The organism is Gemmatimonas sp., assembly GCF_044345575.1.
Lineage (GTDB): Bacteria > Gemmatimonadota > Gemmatimonadetes > Gemmatimonadales > Gemmatimonadaceae > Gemmatimonas.
The window spans coordinates 1-16,414 of record NZ_JBIJAW010000046.1; the positions used below are offsets into that span (position 1 = coordinate 1).

13 protein-coding genes are annotated in these 16,414 nt (G+C 67.1%); 9 read left to right on the forward strand and 4 right to left on the reverse strand.

The window, feature by feature from the left end; all coding sequences use genetic code 11:
* On the forward strand, positions 1-440 hold a 440-nt coding region (locus ACIQ6O_RS04785), incomplete at its 5' end, for a PAS domain-containing protein (RefSeq protein ID WP_396206648.1).
* Between the two features lie 6 nt (positions 441-446).
* On the opposite strand, the gene argJ is transcribed toward ACIQ6O_RS04785, so the two are convergent.
* Positions 447-1,625, reverse strand: a complete 1,179-nt coding sequence (gene argJ, locus ACIQ6O_RS04790) for a bifunctional glutamate N-acetyltransferase/amino-acid acetyltransferase ArgJ (RefSeq protein ID WP_396206649.1) — start codon at positions 1,623-1,625, stop codon at positions 447-449.
* A gap of 256 nt (positions 1,626-1,881) precedes the next feature.
* Here argJ and ACIQ6O_RS04795 point away from each other — a divergent pair, with 256 nt between their 5' ends.
* Positions 1,882-2,409, forward strand: a complete 528-nt coding sequence (locus ACIQ6O_RS04795; protein ID WP_396206650.1) for a MarR family transcriptional regulator — start codon at positions 1,882-1,884, stop codon at positions 2,407-2,409.
* 246 nt (positions 2,410-2,655) lie between these two features.
* Here ACIQ6O_RS04795 and ACIQ6O_RS04800 read toward each other — a convergent pair whose 3' ends face one another.
* Positions 2,656-4,074, reverse strand: a complete 1,419-nt coding sequence (locus ACIQ6O_RS04800) for a rhodanese-like domain-containing protein (protein ID WP_396206651.1) — start codon at positions 4,072-4,074, stop codon at positions 2,656-2,658.
* Between the two features lie 147 nt (positions 4,075-4,221).
* On the opposite strand from ACIQ6O_RS04800, the gene ACIQ6O_RS04805 reads away from it, so the two are divergent.
* Positions 4,222-4,854: a hypothetical protein gene (locus ACIQ6O_RS04805; protein ID WP_396206652.1), complete on the forward strand. Its 633-nt coding sequence runs from the start codon at positions 4,222-4,224 to the stop codon at positions 4,852-4,854.
* A gap of 115 nt (positions 4,855-4,969) precedes the next feature.
* Entirely contained in the window at positions 4,970-7,084 is a 2,115-nt protein-coding gene (locus ACIQ6O_RS04810) for a TonB-dependent receptor family protein (protein WP_396206653.1), read from the forward strand.
* A gap of 31 nt (positions 7,085-7,115) precedes the next feature.
* Here the strand turns inward: ACIQ6O_RS04810 and ACIQ6O_RS04815 are convergent, their stop codons facing one another.
* Positions 7,116-8,159 (reverse strand): hypothetical protein, encoded by a 1,044-nt coding sequence (locus tag ACIQ6O_RS04815; protein WP_396206654.1) that lies wholly within the window; start codon positions 8,157-8,159, stop codon positions 7,116-7,118.
* A gap of 139 nt (positions 8,160-8,298) precedes the next feature.
* Between ACIQ6O_RS04815 and ACIQ6O_RS04820 the strand changes: the two genes are divergently transcribed.
* The 3 genes from ACIQ6O_RS04820 to ACIQ6O_RS04830 all read left to right on the forward strand — a co-directional run bounded on the left by ACIQ6O_RS04820 (position 8,299) and on the right by ACIQ6O_RS04830 (position 11,855).
* Positions 8,299-8,676 carry a hypothetical protein gene (locus tag ACIQ6O_RS04820; RefSeq protein ID WP_396206655.1) on the forward strand — a complete coding sequence of 126 codons (378 nt, stop codon included), beginning with the start codon at positions 8,299-8,301 and terminating at the stop codon, positions 8,674-8,676.
* 210 nt (positions 8,677-8,886) lie between these two features.
* Positions 8,887-10,608, forward strand: a complete 1,722-nt coding sequence (locus tag ACIQ6O_RS04825) for an ATP-binding protein (protein WP_396206656.1) — start codon at positions 8,887-8,889, stop codon at positions 10,606-10,608.
* Positions 10,605-11,855, forward strand: coding sequence for an HD domain-containing phosphohydrolase (locus ACIQ6O_RS04830; RefSeq protein ID WP_396206657.1), 1,251 nt, complete (start codon positions 10,605-10,607; stop codon positions 11,853-11,855). The genes ACIQ6O_RS04825 and ACIQ6O_RS04830 overlap by 4 nt, the downstream gene beginning before the upstream one ends.
* Before the next feature lie 79 nt (positions 11,856-11,934).
* Here ACIQ6O_RS04830 and sppA read toward each other — a convergent pair whose 3' ends face one another.
* Positions 11,935-13,830, reverse strand: a complete 1,896-nt coding sequence (gene sppA, locus ACIQ6O_RS04835) for a signal peptide peptidase SppA (protein WP_396206658.1) — start codon at positions 13,828-13,830, stop codon at positions 11,935-11,937.
* Between the two features lie 226 nt (positions 13,831-14,056).
* On the opposite strand from sppA, the gene ACIQ6O_RS04840 reads away from it, so the two are divergent.
* Complete coding sequence (locus ACIQ6O_RS04840) at positions 14,057-15,847, forward strand: acyl-CoA dehydrogenase C-terminal domain-containing protein (protein ID WP_396206659.1); 1,791 nt, start codon at positions 14,057-14,059, stop codon at positions 15,845-15,847.
* Positions 15,848-16,119: 272 nt separating this feature from the next.
* Positions 16,120-16,414, forward strand: a 295-nt coding sequence (locus ACIQ6O_RS04845; protein ID WP_396206660.1) for a hypothetical protein, incomplete at its 3' end; no start/stop codon positions are given.

Here is a 16,414-nt window from a genome sequence, read left to right on the forward strand (position 1 = left end):
ACATCCTCGATTCCATCCCCTCGTCCATCGCCGTGCTCGGTGCCGATGGCACCATCGTGCAGACGAACGCCGAATGGGCGCGCTTCGCCGAGATCAATGACGCGCCGCCGGCGCTCGTCTCGGGGATCGGGCTCAACTACGTCGCCACCTGCATGGCGGCCACCGACGATCCCATGGCGCACGCCGTGGGCCGTGGGCTGCGCGAATTGCTCGCTGGCAAGCGGGACCGCTTCGAGTTGCAGTACCCCTGCCATTCGCCCGACAAGCAGCGCTACTTCCTGCTGCAGGCCACGGCCCTCACCGATACGGTGCCCCGTGGCGCCCTCGTGCAGCACTTCGACATTACCCCGCAGGCGTTGCAACTCGACCGGCTTACCCGGTGGGTCGAGGAAGTGCGTTCACTCAACGTGGACGGAATCCCCGACCTACCGGAGGCGTAAGTCGGGTTACGACGAGTAGTACGCCGCGTTCTCCTCGATGTAGCCCTTCGTGAAGTCGCAGCCGTAGGCGGTGGCAGCGCCATCGCCTACGCCGAGGGACACGGCAATGTCCACGACTTCCCGCGACAAGGTCTCCCGCACCACCGTGTCGTCGAAGGTCAGCCGCTCACCGCGACCCACCACCTGATAGCCGTTGATCCAGGCATCGGTGGTGGCGGGCTGGATGGTGCAATCGAAGCACTTGCCCACGGCCATCAGCAGACGGCCGACGTTCGGATCAGCGCCGTGCACCATCGTCTTCACCAACGGGGAATTGACGATGGATTTGGCCACGATGTGCGCCTCGCGCGCGTCTTTCGCGCCGGTCACCTGCACGCGGAGTAGATGCTCGGCCCCTTCACCATCGCGCGCGAGAATTTCCGTCATGCGGGTGCAGCCGGCGATGAGCGCCTGCAGGAACGCGGTCTCATCGACCGGGCCCGCCAACCCGTTCGCCAGAATGGCGCAGGTGTCCGACGTGCTGGTGTCGGTATCGACCGAGAGCATGTTGAAGGACGGGGCCACCGCGGCGCGCAGCAGGCGGTCGAGGGTCGCCGCATCGAACGCGGCATCGGTGAAGATGTACGACAGCATGGTCGCCATGTTGGGCTCGATCATCCCCGAACCCTTGGCCACCCAGGTGATCGTCGCGTTGCCCACCGACGCCGAGAGCGCCTTGGGATGCGAGTCGGTCGTCATGATCCCTTCGGCGCCGACCATGGGGTCATGCTGCAGATCGGCGGCCATCCCCACCACGCCGGCCTCGATCTTTTCGATGGGCAGTTGCACGCCGATCACACCGGTCGAACTGACGAGCACGCGATCGGCGGTGGTCTGCAGTTCGGCCGCCGCCGCGCTGGCCATGCGGCGCGCGTTCTCCACACCCCTCGCGCCGGTCGCCACGTTGCTGACCTTGCTGTTCGCAATCACCGCGCGCAGGACCCCGCCAGCGATGGTTTCACGCCCCAGGATGATGGGAGCCCCGGGGAAATGATTGCGCGTGAACACCGCGGCGGCGGCCGCCTCGACGTCACTCACGAACAGGGTGAGGTCGCGCGCGGTGGGCTTGAGTCCCACGTTGCGGCTGGCGCAGCGGAAGCCACGCGGAAACACCGGCGTAGCATGGAAGGTGAGGGAGTCGGACATCGCCCAAAGCTGGAAGGTCCGACCCTTCACCGCCAGCGCCGTGGCTGGTATTGTCCGGCTGCCTCCGGAACGCGAGGTGGATTAAGGCCACTTTAACTAAGGTGGTCTCACCCGTGCATTTTTCGCTGTGAGTTGGTGTGCAGCGACACAAAAGCCACGAATACTGGGACAAGCTGTTTTGTCGCCGTCCCATAAGTGAGAAAACTCACAGTAGACTGGTGCATCGGTCGTTTCCTTCCCTCGCGCCCATACGCTTGTGCCTTCGCAGCCATCGCTCCGGCCCTTCGACATAGCCGTCGCCCTCCGTCTCGTTGTCGTGCCGGAAGACCGGTACGAGCCGCTGGCGATCGCGTTGGCTACCAGCACGAGTGCCGTACACCGCGCCGTCGCACGTCTGCAGCACGCCGGCATCTGCGGGGCTGGCAGCCGCACGGTGCACGAGTCCGCTCTGCACGAATTTCTCGTCTACGGCGCGCGCTATGCGTTCCCCGCCGTGCGCGGGCCGGAGAAGGCCGGGCTACCCACCGCTGGGGCCCACCCCGAGCTAACAGCGGTGCTGGGGGGTGAGGAGAACGCACGCGTGCTCGTGTGGCCCATGGAGGGCGGGCTCGTGCGCGGTGAAGCGTTAGTACCGCTCTTCAATGGACTCACCAAGGTCGCCAGCCGCGATGCACGACTACACAAGATGCTCGCCTGCGTCGACGGCATCCGCGTGGGTACCCCTCACCAGCGCAGGGCGGCCGGTGAGTTCATGCAGCACCTCATCGCCACCCGCGCCGCCTGAGCGGCACGGGCGCTCCCGCCCGGGGATACAGACGAAACGCGCGGCGTGAGTTCACGCCGCGCGTTTTCGTTTCGCCAGGCCCGTGATCAATCATTGTATTCAATCATTCAGACGACAGGGGCGTCACCGGCACTGTCTGCCCACCTCACCGTCCATGGGCACTATTCACCGCACCGGTAAGATCACCCGCTCCGTCATCTGAGCGTCACCAGTAGCGATCAAACGCTCTAAATCAGTGGTGAGCGGTTACTGACCGTTGGCAAACGACCAGGCCGCGTAGCCGCCCTCCAGATTGATCGCATCGGTGCGCCCCAGCCGGTGCAACAGACTCGTGGCGATCGCTGAGCGGGCGCCAGACTGGCACTGCACGCCGAACGGGCCCGCCGGGAGGTCGCTCATGTGATCGGCGAGCTCGCCCAGGGGAATGTGCTGCGCCGCCGGGAGGTGCCCGGCCATCCATTCACTGCGGCCACGCACGTCGACCACCGGCAGCGTGCCATCACGGACCTCGGCCGAGGCGACTGGGCGCCACTCGATGTGCGCTGGCGCCCCGCCTGCCGCCTCGTACGCCGCCAGCAAGTCGACCGCATCGACCCACCCGGTGACCCGATCCAGGCCAATGCGCAACAGGTCGGCGCGCGCGCTTGCTACCTGTACGGCGCCCCCCGCCGGCGCCACCAGCACCACGTCCACATCGTACGGCACGATCGAGCCCACCCAGGTACTGAAGCTTCGCCCATACGGCACCGACAGACTCCCCGGTACATGATGCTCCGCAAAGGCGCGCGCGGGGCGCAGGTCGATGCACCACACGGCGGGCGACGCGGTCAATACACGCCGGGCGATCGTCTGGCCGTCCTGCTGGGGTAGCGCCACCAGGTCGCCAAGAATGGGCGCCCCATCGCGATTGATGCGCTTCATCTCCGCGAAGTAGCGCGGGGGCTCCGGCTGCCCCTCCAGCACCATCTGCACGAACTCGTGCTCGTCGGTGGTGGCCACGCCCCAGTTCGCGAGCTTTTCGTAGCCCACGGTACTCGAGGGCACCGCGCCCAGCGCCTTGCCGCACGCCGAGCCGGCGCCGTGACCCGGCCACACCTGCAAATGATCGGGGAGTGTACGGAACCGCTGCAGTGAGCGGAACAACGCGCGGGCGCCCTCCTCCATCGTGTTCGCAACGCCTGCCGCCTTCTCCAGCAGATCCGGCCGTCCTACGTCGCCCACGAACACGAAGTCGCCGGTGAGAATGCCCATGGCGCCGGCCGCGCGCGGGGTATCGGTGACCACGAAACTGAGATGTTCCGGGGTGTGCCCCGGCGTGTGCCACACGTCGAGGCGGATGTTCCCGACCATGATGTGGTCGCCGTCGTGGAGCAGGGTGGCGCCGTCGCCGGCCGCAAAGGCGTACTGCCAGTCGCTCCCACCCTCGGCCGACAGGAAGAGCCGGGCGCCGGTCGCGGCCCGCAGTTCACGGGCACCGGAGACGAAGTCCGCGTGAATGTGCGTCTCCGTCACGTGGGTGATGCGCAGCCCCTCGGCCTTGGCCGCGAGCAGGTACGGCGCGGGGTCGCGCAGCGGATCCACCACGATGGCCTCACCCGTCGCCTGACAGCCGATGAGGTAGCTCGCCTGGGCGAGCGGTTGGTCATAGAACTGTTTGAAGAACATACCGGAAAGATAGCGGTGGGAGCCTGACCAATCGTTGGGCCCATGCTGAGCCGTTCGTCATGGAAATGTTCGAATCAATGCTCGTCGTGTGACGGCCATACTGCTGCCAACCGGCCATCATAATCGTCAACCACATACGATGACCGCATGTCCTCCCCGTCGCCCCGCCGCCCCTCGACGCTGGCCGCCGATCGCGTTCGCGCGATGCCGCGGCCGCTCGGCGCGTCTGCGGCACCACCATACGGGAAGCCGCGCGACATGAGCCCTGCACAGCCCGCAACATCGTCTGCCGGTGCGGCGGCCGCATCAGGGAATGCCGCACGACCGGCGAGTCGGGGCGCGCCGGCGAGCGCCCCCGCCAGGGCCAATCGGTCGACCACGATCGGCTCGGCCGCCCGTGAGAAGCGCGATCACGTGTTCGTCACCAGTATCGTGGTGGCGTTCGTGTTGCTCACCGTTGCCCTTGCCGCCGTGAAGATGAACGGCTCGATGCAGCAGGACCGCAGCCGCACGGCCGTGTCCGGCACACTCAGCAAGGTGTACGAGCAGCAGACGGCCTTCCGTATCCTCAATCAGCGGTTTGCCACCTGGCCCGAGCTCAAGGCACGCGGCATGACGGTGCCGGAAACCCAGCGGGTCGTGGCCGCCAACGCATCGCGCTCGCACTGGTTCATGTCGGTTCGTGATACCAGCACCGGCATCGTCTGTTCGCGAACCGGCGAGCTCTTCGACGATAGCCCGTTCGACCGCCAGCCGAGCTGCTCCGGCACCGCGAAGTAGGACGCAATGCCCTGCCGCTGCCGCGGAAGGGGATTCCATCGGCGCGCCGAGCACGGTAAATCGCAGGGTGCTTCGAAACCCTGCCCAACGTCTGCCGGCGGTCCCGATCGGTGCGATGGCGTTCGCCGTTGCCCTCACTGCCTTCCATCCCGCCGAGCTGCTCGCGCAACGCGATAGCGTCGTGCGGCGCGACACCATGACGCAACGGTTGCAGTCGGTGCGCACCACCGTGACCCGCGATGCCGCGCGCGCACCATTCGAGCTGCCGTTCGCCGTGACCACGGCCCCACTGTCGGCCCGGCCCGCCCTCCGTCGCACCGGGGTGAGTGATCTGCTGCTGGGCGTCCCCGGCGTGCAGGTGCAGGATCGCGCCAATCCGTCACAGGATCAGCGCATTGCGCTGCGCGGCTTCGGCGCCCGCTCGGCGTTCGGCGTGCGCGGCGTGCGCGTGTTGCGCGACGGCGTTCCCGTGTCGCTCCCCGATGGCCAAACTCCCACCGACTGGATCGATCTCGAAACCATCGACCGCATCGATGTGGTGCGGGGCACCGCAGCGGCGCTGTACGGCAACGCGGCGGGTGGCGTGATCGACATGCGCTCGCGTGCGCCGTCGCCCGCTCCATTCTCCACGCAGGCGCGCGTGTGGGACGGCGGCGGGCTGCAACGCGGCAACGTGCAGCTGTCCGGAGCCGCGCGCGACAGCATCGGCCGGTGGCAGCGCGCCGCATGGCTGCTGTCGGCGACACATACGCAGGGCAACGGACCGCGCACCTGGTCGCGGTTCGACGCCAGCAGCGTGTTCATGCGGGCGCTCGCCACGGTGGCCGGTACGCGCGTCGAACTACAGGGTACGCATTACGATGCCCCGCGCGCCGAGAACACCGGCGCACTCACGGCCGCGGAACTGGCGCGCGACCCGCGACTGCCCGATTCGCTCAACATCACGCGCCGGTCGCGCAAGGCCGTCGTGCAGTCGCAGCTGTCGTTGCTGGCCGAACGCGAGGTGGCCGGTGGGACCATCCGCGGCGCCGTGTTCACGGGAAGTCGCACGCTCGATAACCCGCTGCCGTTCGCCATGGTGGCGGTGGATCGCCGCGTGGCCGGCGGCAACGTGCACGGCAGCTGGCGCACGACTCGACTGGCCTGGCCACTGCGGGTGGGCGCCGGCCTCGACGCGCAGCGGCAGATGGACGAACGATACAACTACGAAAATTGCGCGGCAGTGTCGCCGACGGCCCCGCCGACTACGCTCTGTCCGCGCCCTGGCACGGAGCGCGGGGCCACACGTCTCGATCAGCAGGAGCGCGCCGCGAACGTTGGCGGGTACGCCCGGCTCGAGGTGGAGGCCCCGCATGGCGTGTTCGTGAGCGGCGCGCTGCGCCATGATCGCGTGCGCTTTCGCGTGCGCGATCGGTTCGTGACCGCCACCAATGCCAACGACTCCGGTGATCGCACGTTGCAGGCGGTGAGCCCCATGGTCGGCGTCGTGTGGCGCCCGGTCATGCGCTGGTCACTGTACGGCAATCTCTCCACCGCGTTCGAAACGCCCACGATCACCGAGCTTACCAATCAGGAAACCGGCGCCGCCGGTCTCAACGCGACGCTTGAGCCGCAGCGTACGCGCACCAGCGAGGTGGGCACGCAGGCGTTCCTCGGCGATCATCTCAAGGCCGACCTGTCGCTCTTCCGCGCCGTCGTGCTCGACGAGCTCGTGCCGTTCGACGTGCCCAATCAGCCGGGCCGTCGCGCCTTTCGCAATGCCGGACGCACGACGCGCACGGGCGTCGAAACGAGTGTGCGGGCACAGTGGAGCGCCGTGGATGTCGGCGCCGCCTACACGCATTCACGCTTCCGTTTCGATCGCTATGTGGTTGGCACGGTGTCCTACGCGGGCAAGGCGATTCCCGGTGTCCCGGAACACTATCTGCAGGCGTTCAGCACTGTGCGTCGGGGCGTGCTATGGAGCGGACTCGAGGTCACGGCATCATCTGAGGCCAGTGCGAACGACGCCGGCACGGTGAACGGCGCCGGCTTTGCCGTGTGGAACTGGCGCTTGGGGCTCGACGCCGCAACGATGGGCGGCGTTCGCCTGCAACCCACCGTGTCGATCGAGAACCTGTTCGACCGCCGCTATGCCTCGAGTCTCGTCATCAACGCCACGCGCAATCGCTTCTTCGAACCCGGGCTGCCGCGGCGCGTGTCGTTCCTGATGTCGCTACAGTGGCGATAGCGGGCAACGGGCGCTCCGGCCGCCCGCTGCATCACTGGTACTGGATGTAGAGCGGCTTCGGCGTCAGCGCGAGCAACTGACGCGGCGTCATGATCGGGCCGCCGTACTTGCGGTCGTTCTTGTAGAACAGCTTGAAGCCGGTGAACTGCACGGGTTCGGCGTACACGTACGCCGCATAGCTATCGCGCTTGAGACTTGGCGGCCCCCATCCGTCCATGTGGATCACCACCTGCACGCGCGGGTCGCGCTTGATCTTCGCGGCGTTGGTGAGCATGGGCTTCGTGAAGCGATGCACCACGAGGACCTTGGGGGGCAGCTTGTATTGGGTCACGATGCGCGCCAACTGGTCGATGACCCAGTTCACGTCGGCGGCGTCGTAGCTCCCGATCTTCTTGCCCGGCTTCGTGCCGTCCTTCATCGAGAATTCCGGATCCATGCCGAAGTGCACATCCGGCTTCGCGAGCCACGGCTCGAGCCGCGGGAGTTCCTCCTGGATCGTGCTCAGCCCCACCTGCACATCCAGAAAGAGCAGGGCGTTCTTCTCCTTGGCCCAGCCGTACACTTTCTCCGTGAGCGCGTCGCCGTGGCGCATGCGGTACTTGCCGTCCTTCCCCGCATCGCCCTGCGCGACCGTCGTGATGAGGTGCAGCGCCGGCTGGACCGGGGTGCCCGGATCAGCGTTGCGCCACGCGGCGATCTCGCGATCGAGCCGCTGCAGCATCTCCGGCTTGGGATACTCCCCCAGGACCCCCATGCGCTTCGAAAACGGGTTGCCGTAATAGGCGATGATGCGTTTGGCCGGCAGAATGCTGCCCGCGAGCGGGGCGGGGCCGGGGACCGGCCACACCGGGGCGGGCCGCCCTGCCAAGGCGCGGGACGCGGCCGAGGTGCCACCGGTCGGGTACGCGGTGGTGTCCTTGCGCGTGCGCGCGGAATCGCGGGCCGTCGCCCCTGCTTTGCCCGTGGGTTTCGCTCCGGACTGCGTCGCTTGGGCGCCGAGCGGCAGGGCGCCGCACACAAGCATCAGGAGCGCCGTGCGAACGGCCGTCATCACCGAGAAAAGTCGACTGTGCATCCGGGCAATCTAGCGACGCGGTGCCGCCGACATTCGCAGGGAACCGCCGCCCCCGCCCGACGACTTGAATAGATGTCATGAACCGTCATGACGTGCGGTACCTTCCTGCCCCGTTCGCTCACCCTCTCGGTGCCTCCCCATGAGCATGCACAGCCCGGATGCCTCGGTCTCCATTCCTGACGACATCGACGCGATTCTTGTCGACGCCATCCCGACCAACGATGGGATTTGGGCGCTCTATGGCTTCGACGACGATCGGCCGATCAATGCGTGGAGCAGCTACCACGCGACCCGGTGTGTCGAGCAGCTCGCCATCGCGCAGGCACGGGTGAAGGCCGCTGAGTGGGCGCTCGCCGACGTACAGGCGCGCGGGCTCGCGCCCAGCATCGCCAAGGCGGCCGCGCACGTGGCGCGCGCACGCGGTGAACTGGCCGATTGGGAAGCGCAGGGACGCCGCCTCGAGTCGCACCGCAAGACGACCTATGGAGCGTGGCGCACGCCGGTGTTCGAGGGCTGACGCCTCGCCCATCGCATGGCGAAGGTCGCCGTTACAGGGTGGAGCCGGGTCGCTCCACCCTGTTTGCGTTAGGAACCCGATGATACGCGGGGCCGGATCGCCGGAATGCTTGAGGTCGTCATTTCCGCTGCCGACACTATCAGGGCACACTCGTACCGTTGACGGCGTTCAGCGCCACTGCCCAGCGTCTCGAAGGAGGGACGATCCGCGATGTCCGTGGCCGGAGAAGCCGAACAGGTCCCAATATCCGCCACGACGGCGTTCGATTCCACGCGCCTGCGAGCGATCCACGCCACGGGTCTGCTCGACGGTTTCTCGGACGTGCTCGATGGTCTCGCCCGGGCGGCGAGCCAGTTGGTGTCGGCCCCCCTGGTGCTCGTCAATCTGCCGACGCCCACCGGGCTGCGACTGATTGGCATGACCGGGGCGACGGGCGAGGCGGCCAATCGCCGCACCCTGCCGCTGTCCCGCTCGTTGTGCGATGTCGTGGTCCAGACCGAAACGCCGCTCATCATCGACGATCTCGCCTCGCATCCGCTGGGGCAGCAGCGCCCCGGAATGCAGCAACTCGGGGTGCGCTCCTACCTCGCGGTCCCGATCTCCAGTCGCCGTGGCCGGACCCTCGCCGCCTTCAGCGCCTACGACCGGACGACGCGCGTCTGGACCGCCGAGCAGATCGCCGGGTTGGAGGATCTCGCGCGCGCGGCCGCGGTCGAGATCGAGCTGCGCATCAGTCGACGGCAGCGGCGAAGCCGTGAACAGCGATTCACGGCGTTCATGGACCATTCCCCGTTCATTGCCGCACTGATCAACGATCGGGGTGAGCTCGAGTACGCGAATGCCACGTTCGAGCTGCACGCCGGGACCTCCGCGTCGACGCTGGCCGGCACCCCGCTGGCCACGCTCGCGTTCCCGCTGGCGCCAGCCATCGAAGCGCACGCGAACGCGGTCCTGCGGGACGGTGCGAACATCGAGCGCACGGAGCAGGTGATCTCGTCGTCCGGGGATACGCGTCACTGGCAGCTGTACGCGTTTGCCGTGGAGGGGGAGGACGAACGTCGCGCGGGCGTCGTCGCCGTCGACATCACCGAGCGCCGCCAGCTCGAGGGCCAATTGCAGCGGGCGCAGCGCCTCGAGAGTATCGGCCAGCTCGCCGCAGGTATCGCCCATGAAATCAACACCCCGGTGCAGTACGTCTCCGACAACGTCCGCTTCCTCGCCGACTCATTCGACCGGATGCGCCGGCTCCTCGATCCCGTGCGTCCATCGTGCACGGCATCGTCGGATGACGCGAGCCTCCCGTGTGCACTGCAGGGCTGGGTCGACGATCGGCTGAGTACGGAGTCGGCGGCGTTTCTGCAACGGGAGCTGCCGTCGGCACTCAGCCAATCACTCGATGGGCTCAATCGCATTGCGGGCATCGTACGCAGTGTGAAGCAGTTCTCCCACCCCGGTACCAGCGCGGCGGCGCTCGCCGACATCAATCACGCCCTTTCGCTCGCCCTGACGATCACACGCAATGAATGGCGCTACGTGGCCGAATGTCGAACCGACTTCGACCCCGCGTTGCCGTTGACGCGATGCTTCGTGACCGAGCTCAATCAGGTGTTTCTCAACCTGTTGGTGAATGCCGGCGATGCGATGCGTGACAGCGGTCGCCCAGGCCAGCTGCGCGTCGCCACGCAACGTGACGGCGCGTTCGTCGTCATCGAGATTGCCGACACCGGCACCGGGATCCCAGCTGGCATCGCCGATCGCGTGTTCGATCCGTTCTTTACCACCAAGGCCGTGGGCAGCGGGACCGGTCAGGGGCTGGCCATTGCCCATGCCGTGGTGGACCGCCACGGTGGCACCATTCGCTTTCGCTCCGTCGAGGGGCAGGGCACCACTTTCGAAGTCCGGCTCCCGATTGCCGGACCGACATCGCCATGAATACGACCGCACTCGATCCTTTGCTCGATCTCACGGTACCCCCACAGCCCGTCATGGAGACGGCGGCGGACCCGGCGGCCTCGTCGTTGCCTGCCCGTCCGCGCATCCTGTGTGTCGACGACGAGCCGCACGTGGTGGAAGCGCTGGCCCGGCTGCTGTTCGATCGTTTTGAGGTGCACACGGCGACCAGTGGCCGCGCGGCGATCGCGCAGCTCGAACAGAACGGCCCGTTCACGGCGGTCGTGACCGACATGCGCATGCCTGAGCTGAGCGGTGTGGACGTGTTGCGCGTCGCGCGCGAACGTGCGCCCGATACCGTGCGCATTCTGCTTACGGGGCACGCCGATGTCGAATCGGCGGTGGCCGCGGTCAACGATGGCAGCATCTTCCGCTTCCTGCTCAAGCCATGTCCCCCCGAGCAGTTGCGCAGCGCCCTCGACGCCGCGGTGGCGCACGAACGTCTGTTGCGCGCCGAACGGGAGCTGTTGGAGGAGACGCTCAAGGGGGCCCTCAAGCTGTGCATGGACGTGCTCACCCTCGTGCATCCGCAGGAGCTCTCACGTGCCTCGCGTGTGCGCCGGATCGCCGCCCTGTTGACCGATGCCGTGCCTGAAGCCGATCGCTGGTGCGTTGAAGTGGCGGCACTCCTCGCGCATCTCGGAGCCGTCACTCTGCCGCCGCAGCTGCTCGACAAGCTGCATACCGGCACCAATCTCACGGCGAGTGAGTTGAAGATGGCCGAACGCCTGCCTGCGGTCGGGGCACAGCTGGTTTCGGACATCCCGCGGCTCGAACCGGTGCGTGACATCCTGCTGTTTCAGCGCACGTGGTTCGATGGCACGAACAGCCCGGCGCCGGGCATCTCGGGCAACGCCATTCCCGTCGGCGCGCGCATCCTGCTCATTGCCGACGACTACGACGTACTCGAGTCGCGTAAGCTCTCCATTGCCGCACGGCTGCGGGTAATGGAAGGCCGCATCGGCCAGTACGATCCGACGCTGCTGGCCGCCTTGCGTGTGGCGCTCAGGAACATCCCCGACACTGCGACCGGTGACGAAAGCGTGGTCGTCCGCCTCGAGCGGGTCCGCGTGGGGATGATTTTTGCGGAGGATGTGATCGGCCCCAACGAACTCACCTTGATCGGACGTGGTCAGGAAGTCACGCCGGCACTGGTCGAGCGTTTGCGCCTGCTCGCTGCGCCGTTACGCGAGCGGCCGGTGCGCATGTTCCCGGCACGATTCAACTGATCCACGCGTCCGTAAGCGCATAGGGCCCCCCGCACCGAATAGTGCGAGGGGCCCTGTGCGCTGTCGGGGGTCTGCTTGGCTATCTGATGCGCAGGATGTACGGCATCCGCGCGTACACGCCACGCGGATCGTTGTACGTGAGCAGCACGCTCAGTTCGTTCGTCAGATCACGCGCCAGCTGCGCCGCCGGGCCTGTGGCGCCAAGGTCTCGCGCCACGGCATCGATCTTCGCCGCCACGGGCTCCGGACGGTTCTCCACCAGTTCGGTGAGGCGCTCGGCCGCACTCTTCATGCGTGGATACTCCCGCACGTCGTAATCGCCGGTGAGCTTGGCCAGCGCGGCCGCGCTCTTCAGTGCCTCGGTCAACCCACCGAGGGAGTCCACCAGTCCGAGGCGCTGCGCCTGCACGCCCGACCACACCCGACCCTCGGCGATGGCGCGCACCGAATCGATGGGCAGGCTGCGCGACGTCGACACGCGCTCGAGAAACGCCGCGTACACCGCATCGGTGCCGCGCTGGAGCACGGCCAGCTCCGCCTCGCTGCGCGGGCGGGCCAGCGAGAAGAGGGCGGCGTAGCGGCCCGTCTTCACCGTGTCGAAGGTGATCCCCTGTCGGTTCGCGAGTCCCTGAATGTTCGGGACCAGCGAGAAGACACCGATCGACCCCGTGATCGTGTTCGGCTCGGCGAAGATGCGCTTGCCGGCCGTGCTGATCCAGTAGCCGCCGCTCGCCGCCAGTGAACTCATCGACACCACCACGGGCTTGCGCGCCGCGATGAGGGAGAGCTCGCGTTGGATCTGCTCCGAGGCGACGGCACTGCCGCCCGGGCTGTTCACGCGCAGCACGACCGCCTTGATCTGTCCATCGTTGCGAATGGCGCGCAGGGCGCGCGACAGCGACGCGCCGCCGATCTGATTCTCGCTGCCTTCACCGTCGACGATATCGCCCTCGGCATAGACCACTGCAACTGCCTGACTTCCACCAATGAGACGCTCCTTCGAAACCGCGAGCGGAGCATACGCGCGCAGCATGATCTGCGGCAGCGATGGCTGTTCCAGCGCGGCGGCGAGCTTCGCCGCGCGCGAATTCGCCTCGGGGCGCTTTGCACCAGTGCTGTCGCCGGCGGGGGCAATGCCCGCGAGCTTTTGCAGATCGTTGAGCACCACGTCGAAATACGCGACGCGATCGACCAGCTTGCTCGCCTGGGCATCGCCGGGCAGAAGAATGCCGTTGGCGTCGACGGCGGTCTGCAACGCCACGGTATCCACATGGCGCGACGTGGCCACGCCACCCTTCACCTCGCTCCACAGATCGCCCAGATACGAGGCCACCTGCTGGCGATTCTCCGGGCTCATGTCGCGCCGCGTGAACGGTTCCACGGCGGCCTTGTAGCGCCCAACGCGGCTGACCTGCACACCGATGCCGTACTTCTCGAACAGCCCCGTGAAGAACACCTGTTCGGACGCGAGCCCCGGGAAGAGCAGGGAGCCGAACGGATCGAGGGTGATGGTGCTCGCCGCGGACGCCACGTAGTACGTGGCCACGTCCGGATTGACCAGGTACGCGTGTACGGGCTTCTTCGATGCGGCGAAGGTCATGAGCGCGCCGCGCAGTTCACGGAGCGCCGCGTATCCGGAGCGCACGCCGTCGCTGGCCACGCTGCCGCGGATCAGGATGCCGCTGATGCGATCGTCGTCGGCCGCCGCCTTGATCCCGAGGAGCGCGGAGCGCAGCGGTAAGGACGGATTGCCGCGGTCGAGGGCCTCGTCGAGGAACGTGGTGACTTCGGGCCGTGTAGGCCGGTCGGACAGGGTCTCATCGAGATCGATCACGAGGACCGAGCCCGGCCGTACTTCGGTCGGCGGGCGCGATCCTGCCGACGCCGCGATGCCGACGATCAGGAGGATCCCGGCTACCACGCAGACCGCGATGGTGACCAGGTTGGCTGCAAGCGCTGCAAAGAACTGCTTCATCAGGGGGAAACTCCGCCGGGTGATGGAAAGGGCTACACCACGTTACTCCGTACGATGCGCCCGCGCCGCGGGTTCCGCCGATCAAGGCGATCAAGGGGTCAGCGTCGTTGATCGGCGTCGGTGGTTCGGGGGGTGGGACGAAAACATGACGGGACCGTCGCATTCCTCTTGCCGGCGCACGGTCCGCGCCACAGGTTCATGTATCCACCCACTCCGAGCCCTGATCATGCCCGCCTACCGCGCTCCTCTCGACGACATCCGCTATCTGCTCAACGATGTGCACGACATCGGTCAGCTCGCTGCGCTGCCGGGGTTCGAAGACGCCACGCCGGAGATGATCGAGGAAGTGCTCAGGGGCGGCGCCACCTTCTGCGAGGAGGTGCTCTTCCCCATCAACCAGTCGGGGGACGCCGAGGGGGTCGCGCTGGTGAACGGCGAGGTGAAGACGCCGAGCGGCTTCAAGGAGGCGTACGCGCGCTACACTGCCGACGGGTGGACGGCGATCAGCGCCGAGCCGGCGTACGGTGGCACCGGGCTCCCCGAAATGGTGCGGTTCGTGATGGAGGAGATGCTCTGCTCCGCCAATCTCTCCTTCTCCATGTACCCGGGGCTGTCGCACGGCGCGTACAGCGCGCTCATGAGCCACGGGTCGGACGAATTGAAGGCCCGCTTTCTCCCCAAGCTCATCGACGGCTCGTGGGGCGGGACCATGTGTCTGACCGAGGCGCACGCCGGTACGGACCTCGGGATCATCACCACGAAGGCCGTCCCGGCCGGCGATGGTGCGTATGCGATCACGGGACAGAAGATCTTCATCAGCGCCGGAGAGCACGATCTCACTGAGAACATCGTGCATCTCGTGCTGGCCAAGCTCCCTGATGCGCCGGGGGGCACGAAGGGCATCTCGCTCTTCCTCGTGCCCAAGTATCTGCCGACGGACGGTGGCGGTATCGGGGCCCGGAACGGGGTGACGTGCGGCAGCGTGGAGCACAAGATGGGCATCAAGGCCAGCGCCACCTGCGTGCTCGATTTCGACAACGCCACCGGCTGGATGGTGGGCGAGCCGCACAAGGGGATGCGCGCCATGTTCGTCATGATGAACGGTGCGCGTCTGGCGGTGGGGCTGCAGGGGCTCGGGCTGTCCGAAGTGGCGTATCAGAACGCGCTGGCGTATGCGAAGGATCGCCTGCAGGGGCGCTCGCTCACGGGCCCCAAAAATCCGGACGGCCCCGCCGACTCCATTCTGGTGCACCCCGATGTGCGGAAGGGCCTGCTGCGCATCAAGGCGCTCAACGAGGGGATGCGTGCGCTCGCCTACGCGGTGGGGATCCGCATCGACCTCGAGCATCGGCACCCTGATGCGTCGGCGCGCGAGGAAGCGTCGGACATGGTGGCACTCATGACACCGGTCATCAAGGCGTTTCTCACCGACCGCGGCTTCGAGAACGCCAACATCGCGCTGCAGACGCTCGGCGGGCACGGGTACATCAAGGAGTACGGCATCGAGCAGTATGTGCGCGACGCGCGCATCGCACAGATCTACGAGGGCACGAACGCCGTGCAGGCGCTCGACCTGGTGGGGCGCAAACTGCCTATGGAAGGTGGTCGGCTCGTGCGCCGCTTCTTCGAGCTCGTGAAGCGCGATGTGGACGCGGCGGCGCAGGTGGACGGGCTGGAGGATTTTGCCAAGGCGCTGGGCGGGTCGTTGTACCAGCTGCAGAAGGCCACCATGCTGCTCGCCGAAAAGGGGTTCGCCAATCCCGACGAAGTCGGGGCGGCTGCCACCGAGTATCTCAACCTGATGGGCTTCGTGGCGGTGGGGTGGCAGTGGCTGCGCATGGCGACCGTGTCGCAGCAGAAGCTTGCCGCCGGTGAGGGGGACAAGCGTTTCCACGAGGCCAAGCTCAAGACGGCTCGCTTCTTCTTCGGTCGCCTGCTGCCCGAGACCGCCACCCTGCTGGCCGCCATTCAGGCGGGCAGTGCGCCGATCATGGCGCTGGCGGCCGAAGAGTTCTGAGAGACGTTCTGATCGGACGCGCTTGGCGAACCGGATGGACGAATGCTGATGCCGCGGCGCCACCGGCGGCGGGCCCCGGATGATATGGGGCCCGCTGCGTAACGGTCGGCGTAGATCGCATACCACAAATGCTAAACCCGGCGGGTGGAGATGCCGAACCTCCAAGGGACCCTTCCACCCGATCCATGTTCTTCAAAAAGCTCACCGAGCCCCGCCTAGCGTCCGAACGAGGTAGTTCGAACGGCGCGATCGGCTCCCCTGCGTTGAAGTCCATGTCCGGCGGCGCCGTTCCTTCGGCCCCCTCGGCCCCCTCGGCCACGTCGACCGCTGAGGACAGCCTCGGATTGGTGCTGGACGCGCTCGGCGGCGTCTTGACGGCGTTTTCGCGGTATCCCATCGATCTGCCGGACCGGTCGGGTGAGGACATTGCGCGCGAGCTTACCCGGTGGCATCGACATGCCACGCTGGGGTTCGCGCTCGACGAGAGCCGCCAGGGCTCCGTGGGCGTGAACGAACGCGACTGGGACGGCGTCGTGCGCACCATCACGGAGCAGCGGCGCGACGAAC

Excerpts from the sequence above, each read along its gene's own strand:
- ACIQ6O_RS04815 (WP_396206654.1), bottom strand. The coding sequence starts at position 8,159 with ATGCACAGTCGACTTTTCTCGGTGATGACGGCCGTTCGCACGGCGCTC.
- ACIQ6O_RS04820 (WP_396206655.1), top strand. The coding sequence starts at position 8,299 with ATGAGCATGCACAGCCCGGATGCCTCGGTCTCCATTCCTGACGACATC.
- ACIQ6O_RS04825 (WP_396206656.1), top strand. The coding sequence starts at position 8,887 with ATGTCCGTGGCCGGAGAAGCCGAACAGGTCCCAATATCCGCCACGACG.
- ACIQ6O_RS04800 (WP_396206651.1), bottom strand. The coding sequence starts at position 4,074 with ATGTTCTTCAAACAGTTCTATGACCAACCGCTCGCCCAGGCGAGCTAC.
- ACIQ6O_RS04840 (WP_396206659.1), top strand. The coding sequence starts at position 14,057 with ATGCCCGCCTACCGCGCTCCTCTCGACGACATCCGCTATCTGCTCAAC.
- argJ (WP_396206649.1), bottom strand. The coding sequence starts at position 1,625 with ATGTCCGACTCCCTCACCTTCCATGCTACGCCGGTGTTTCCGCGTGGC.
- ACIQ6O_RS04830 (WP_396206657.1), top strand. The coding sequence starts at position 10,605 with ATGAATACGACCGCACTCGATCCTTTGCTCGATCTCACGGTACCCCCA.
- ACIQ6O_RS04805 (WP_396206652.1), top strand. The coding sequence starts at position 4,222 with ATGTCCTCCCCGTCGCCCCGCCGCCCCTCGACGCTGGCCGCCGATCGC.
- ACIQ6O_RS04810 (WP_396206653.1), top strand. The coding sequence starts at position 4,970 with ATGGCGTTCGCCGTTGCCCTCACTGCCTTCCATCCCGCCGAGCTGCTC.
- sppA (WP_396206658.1), bottom strand. The coding sequence starts at position 13,830 with ATGAAGCAGTTCTTTGCAGCGCTTGCAGCCAACCTGGTCACCATCGCG.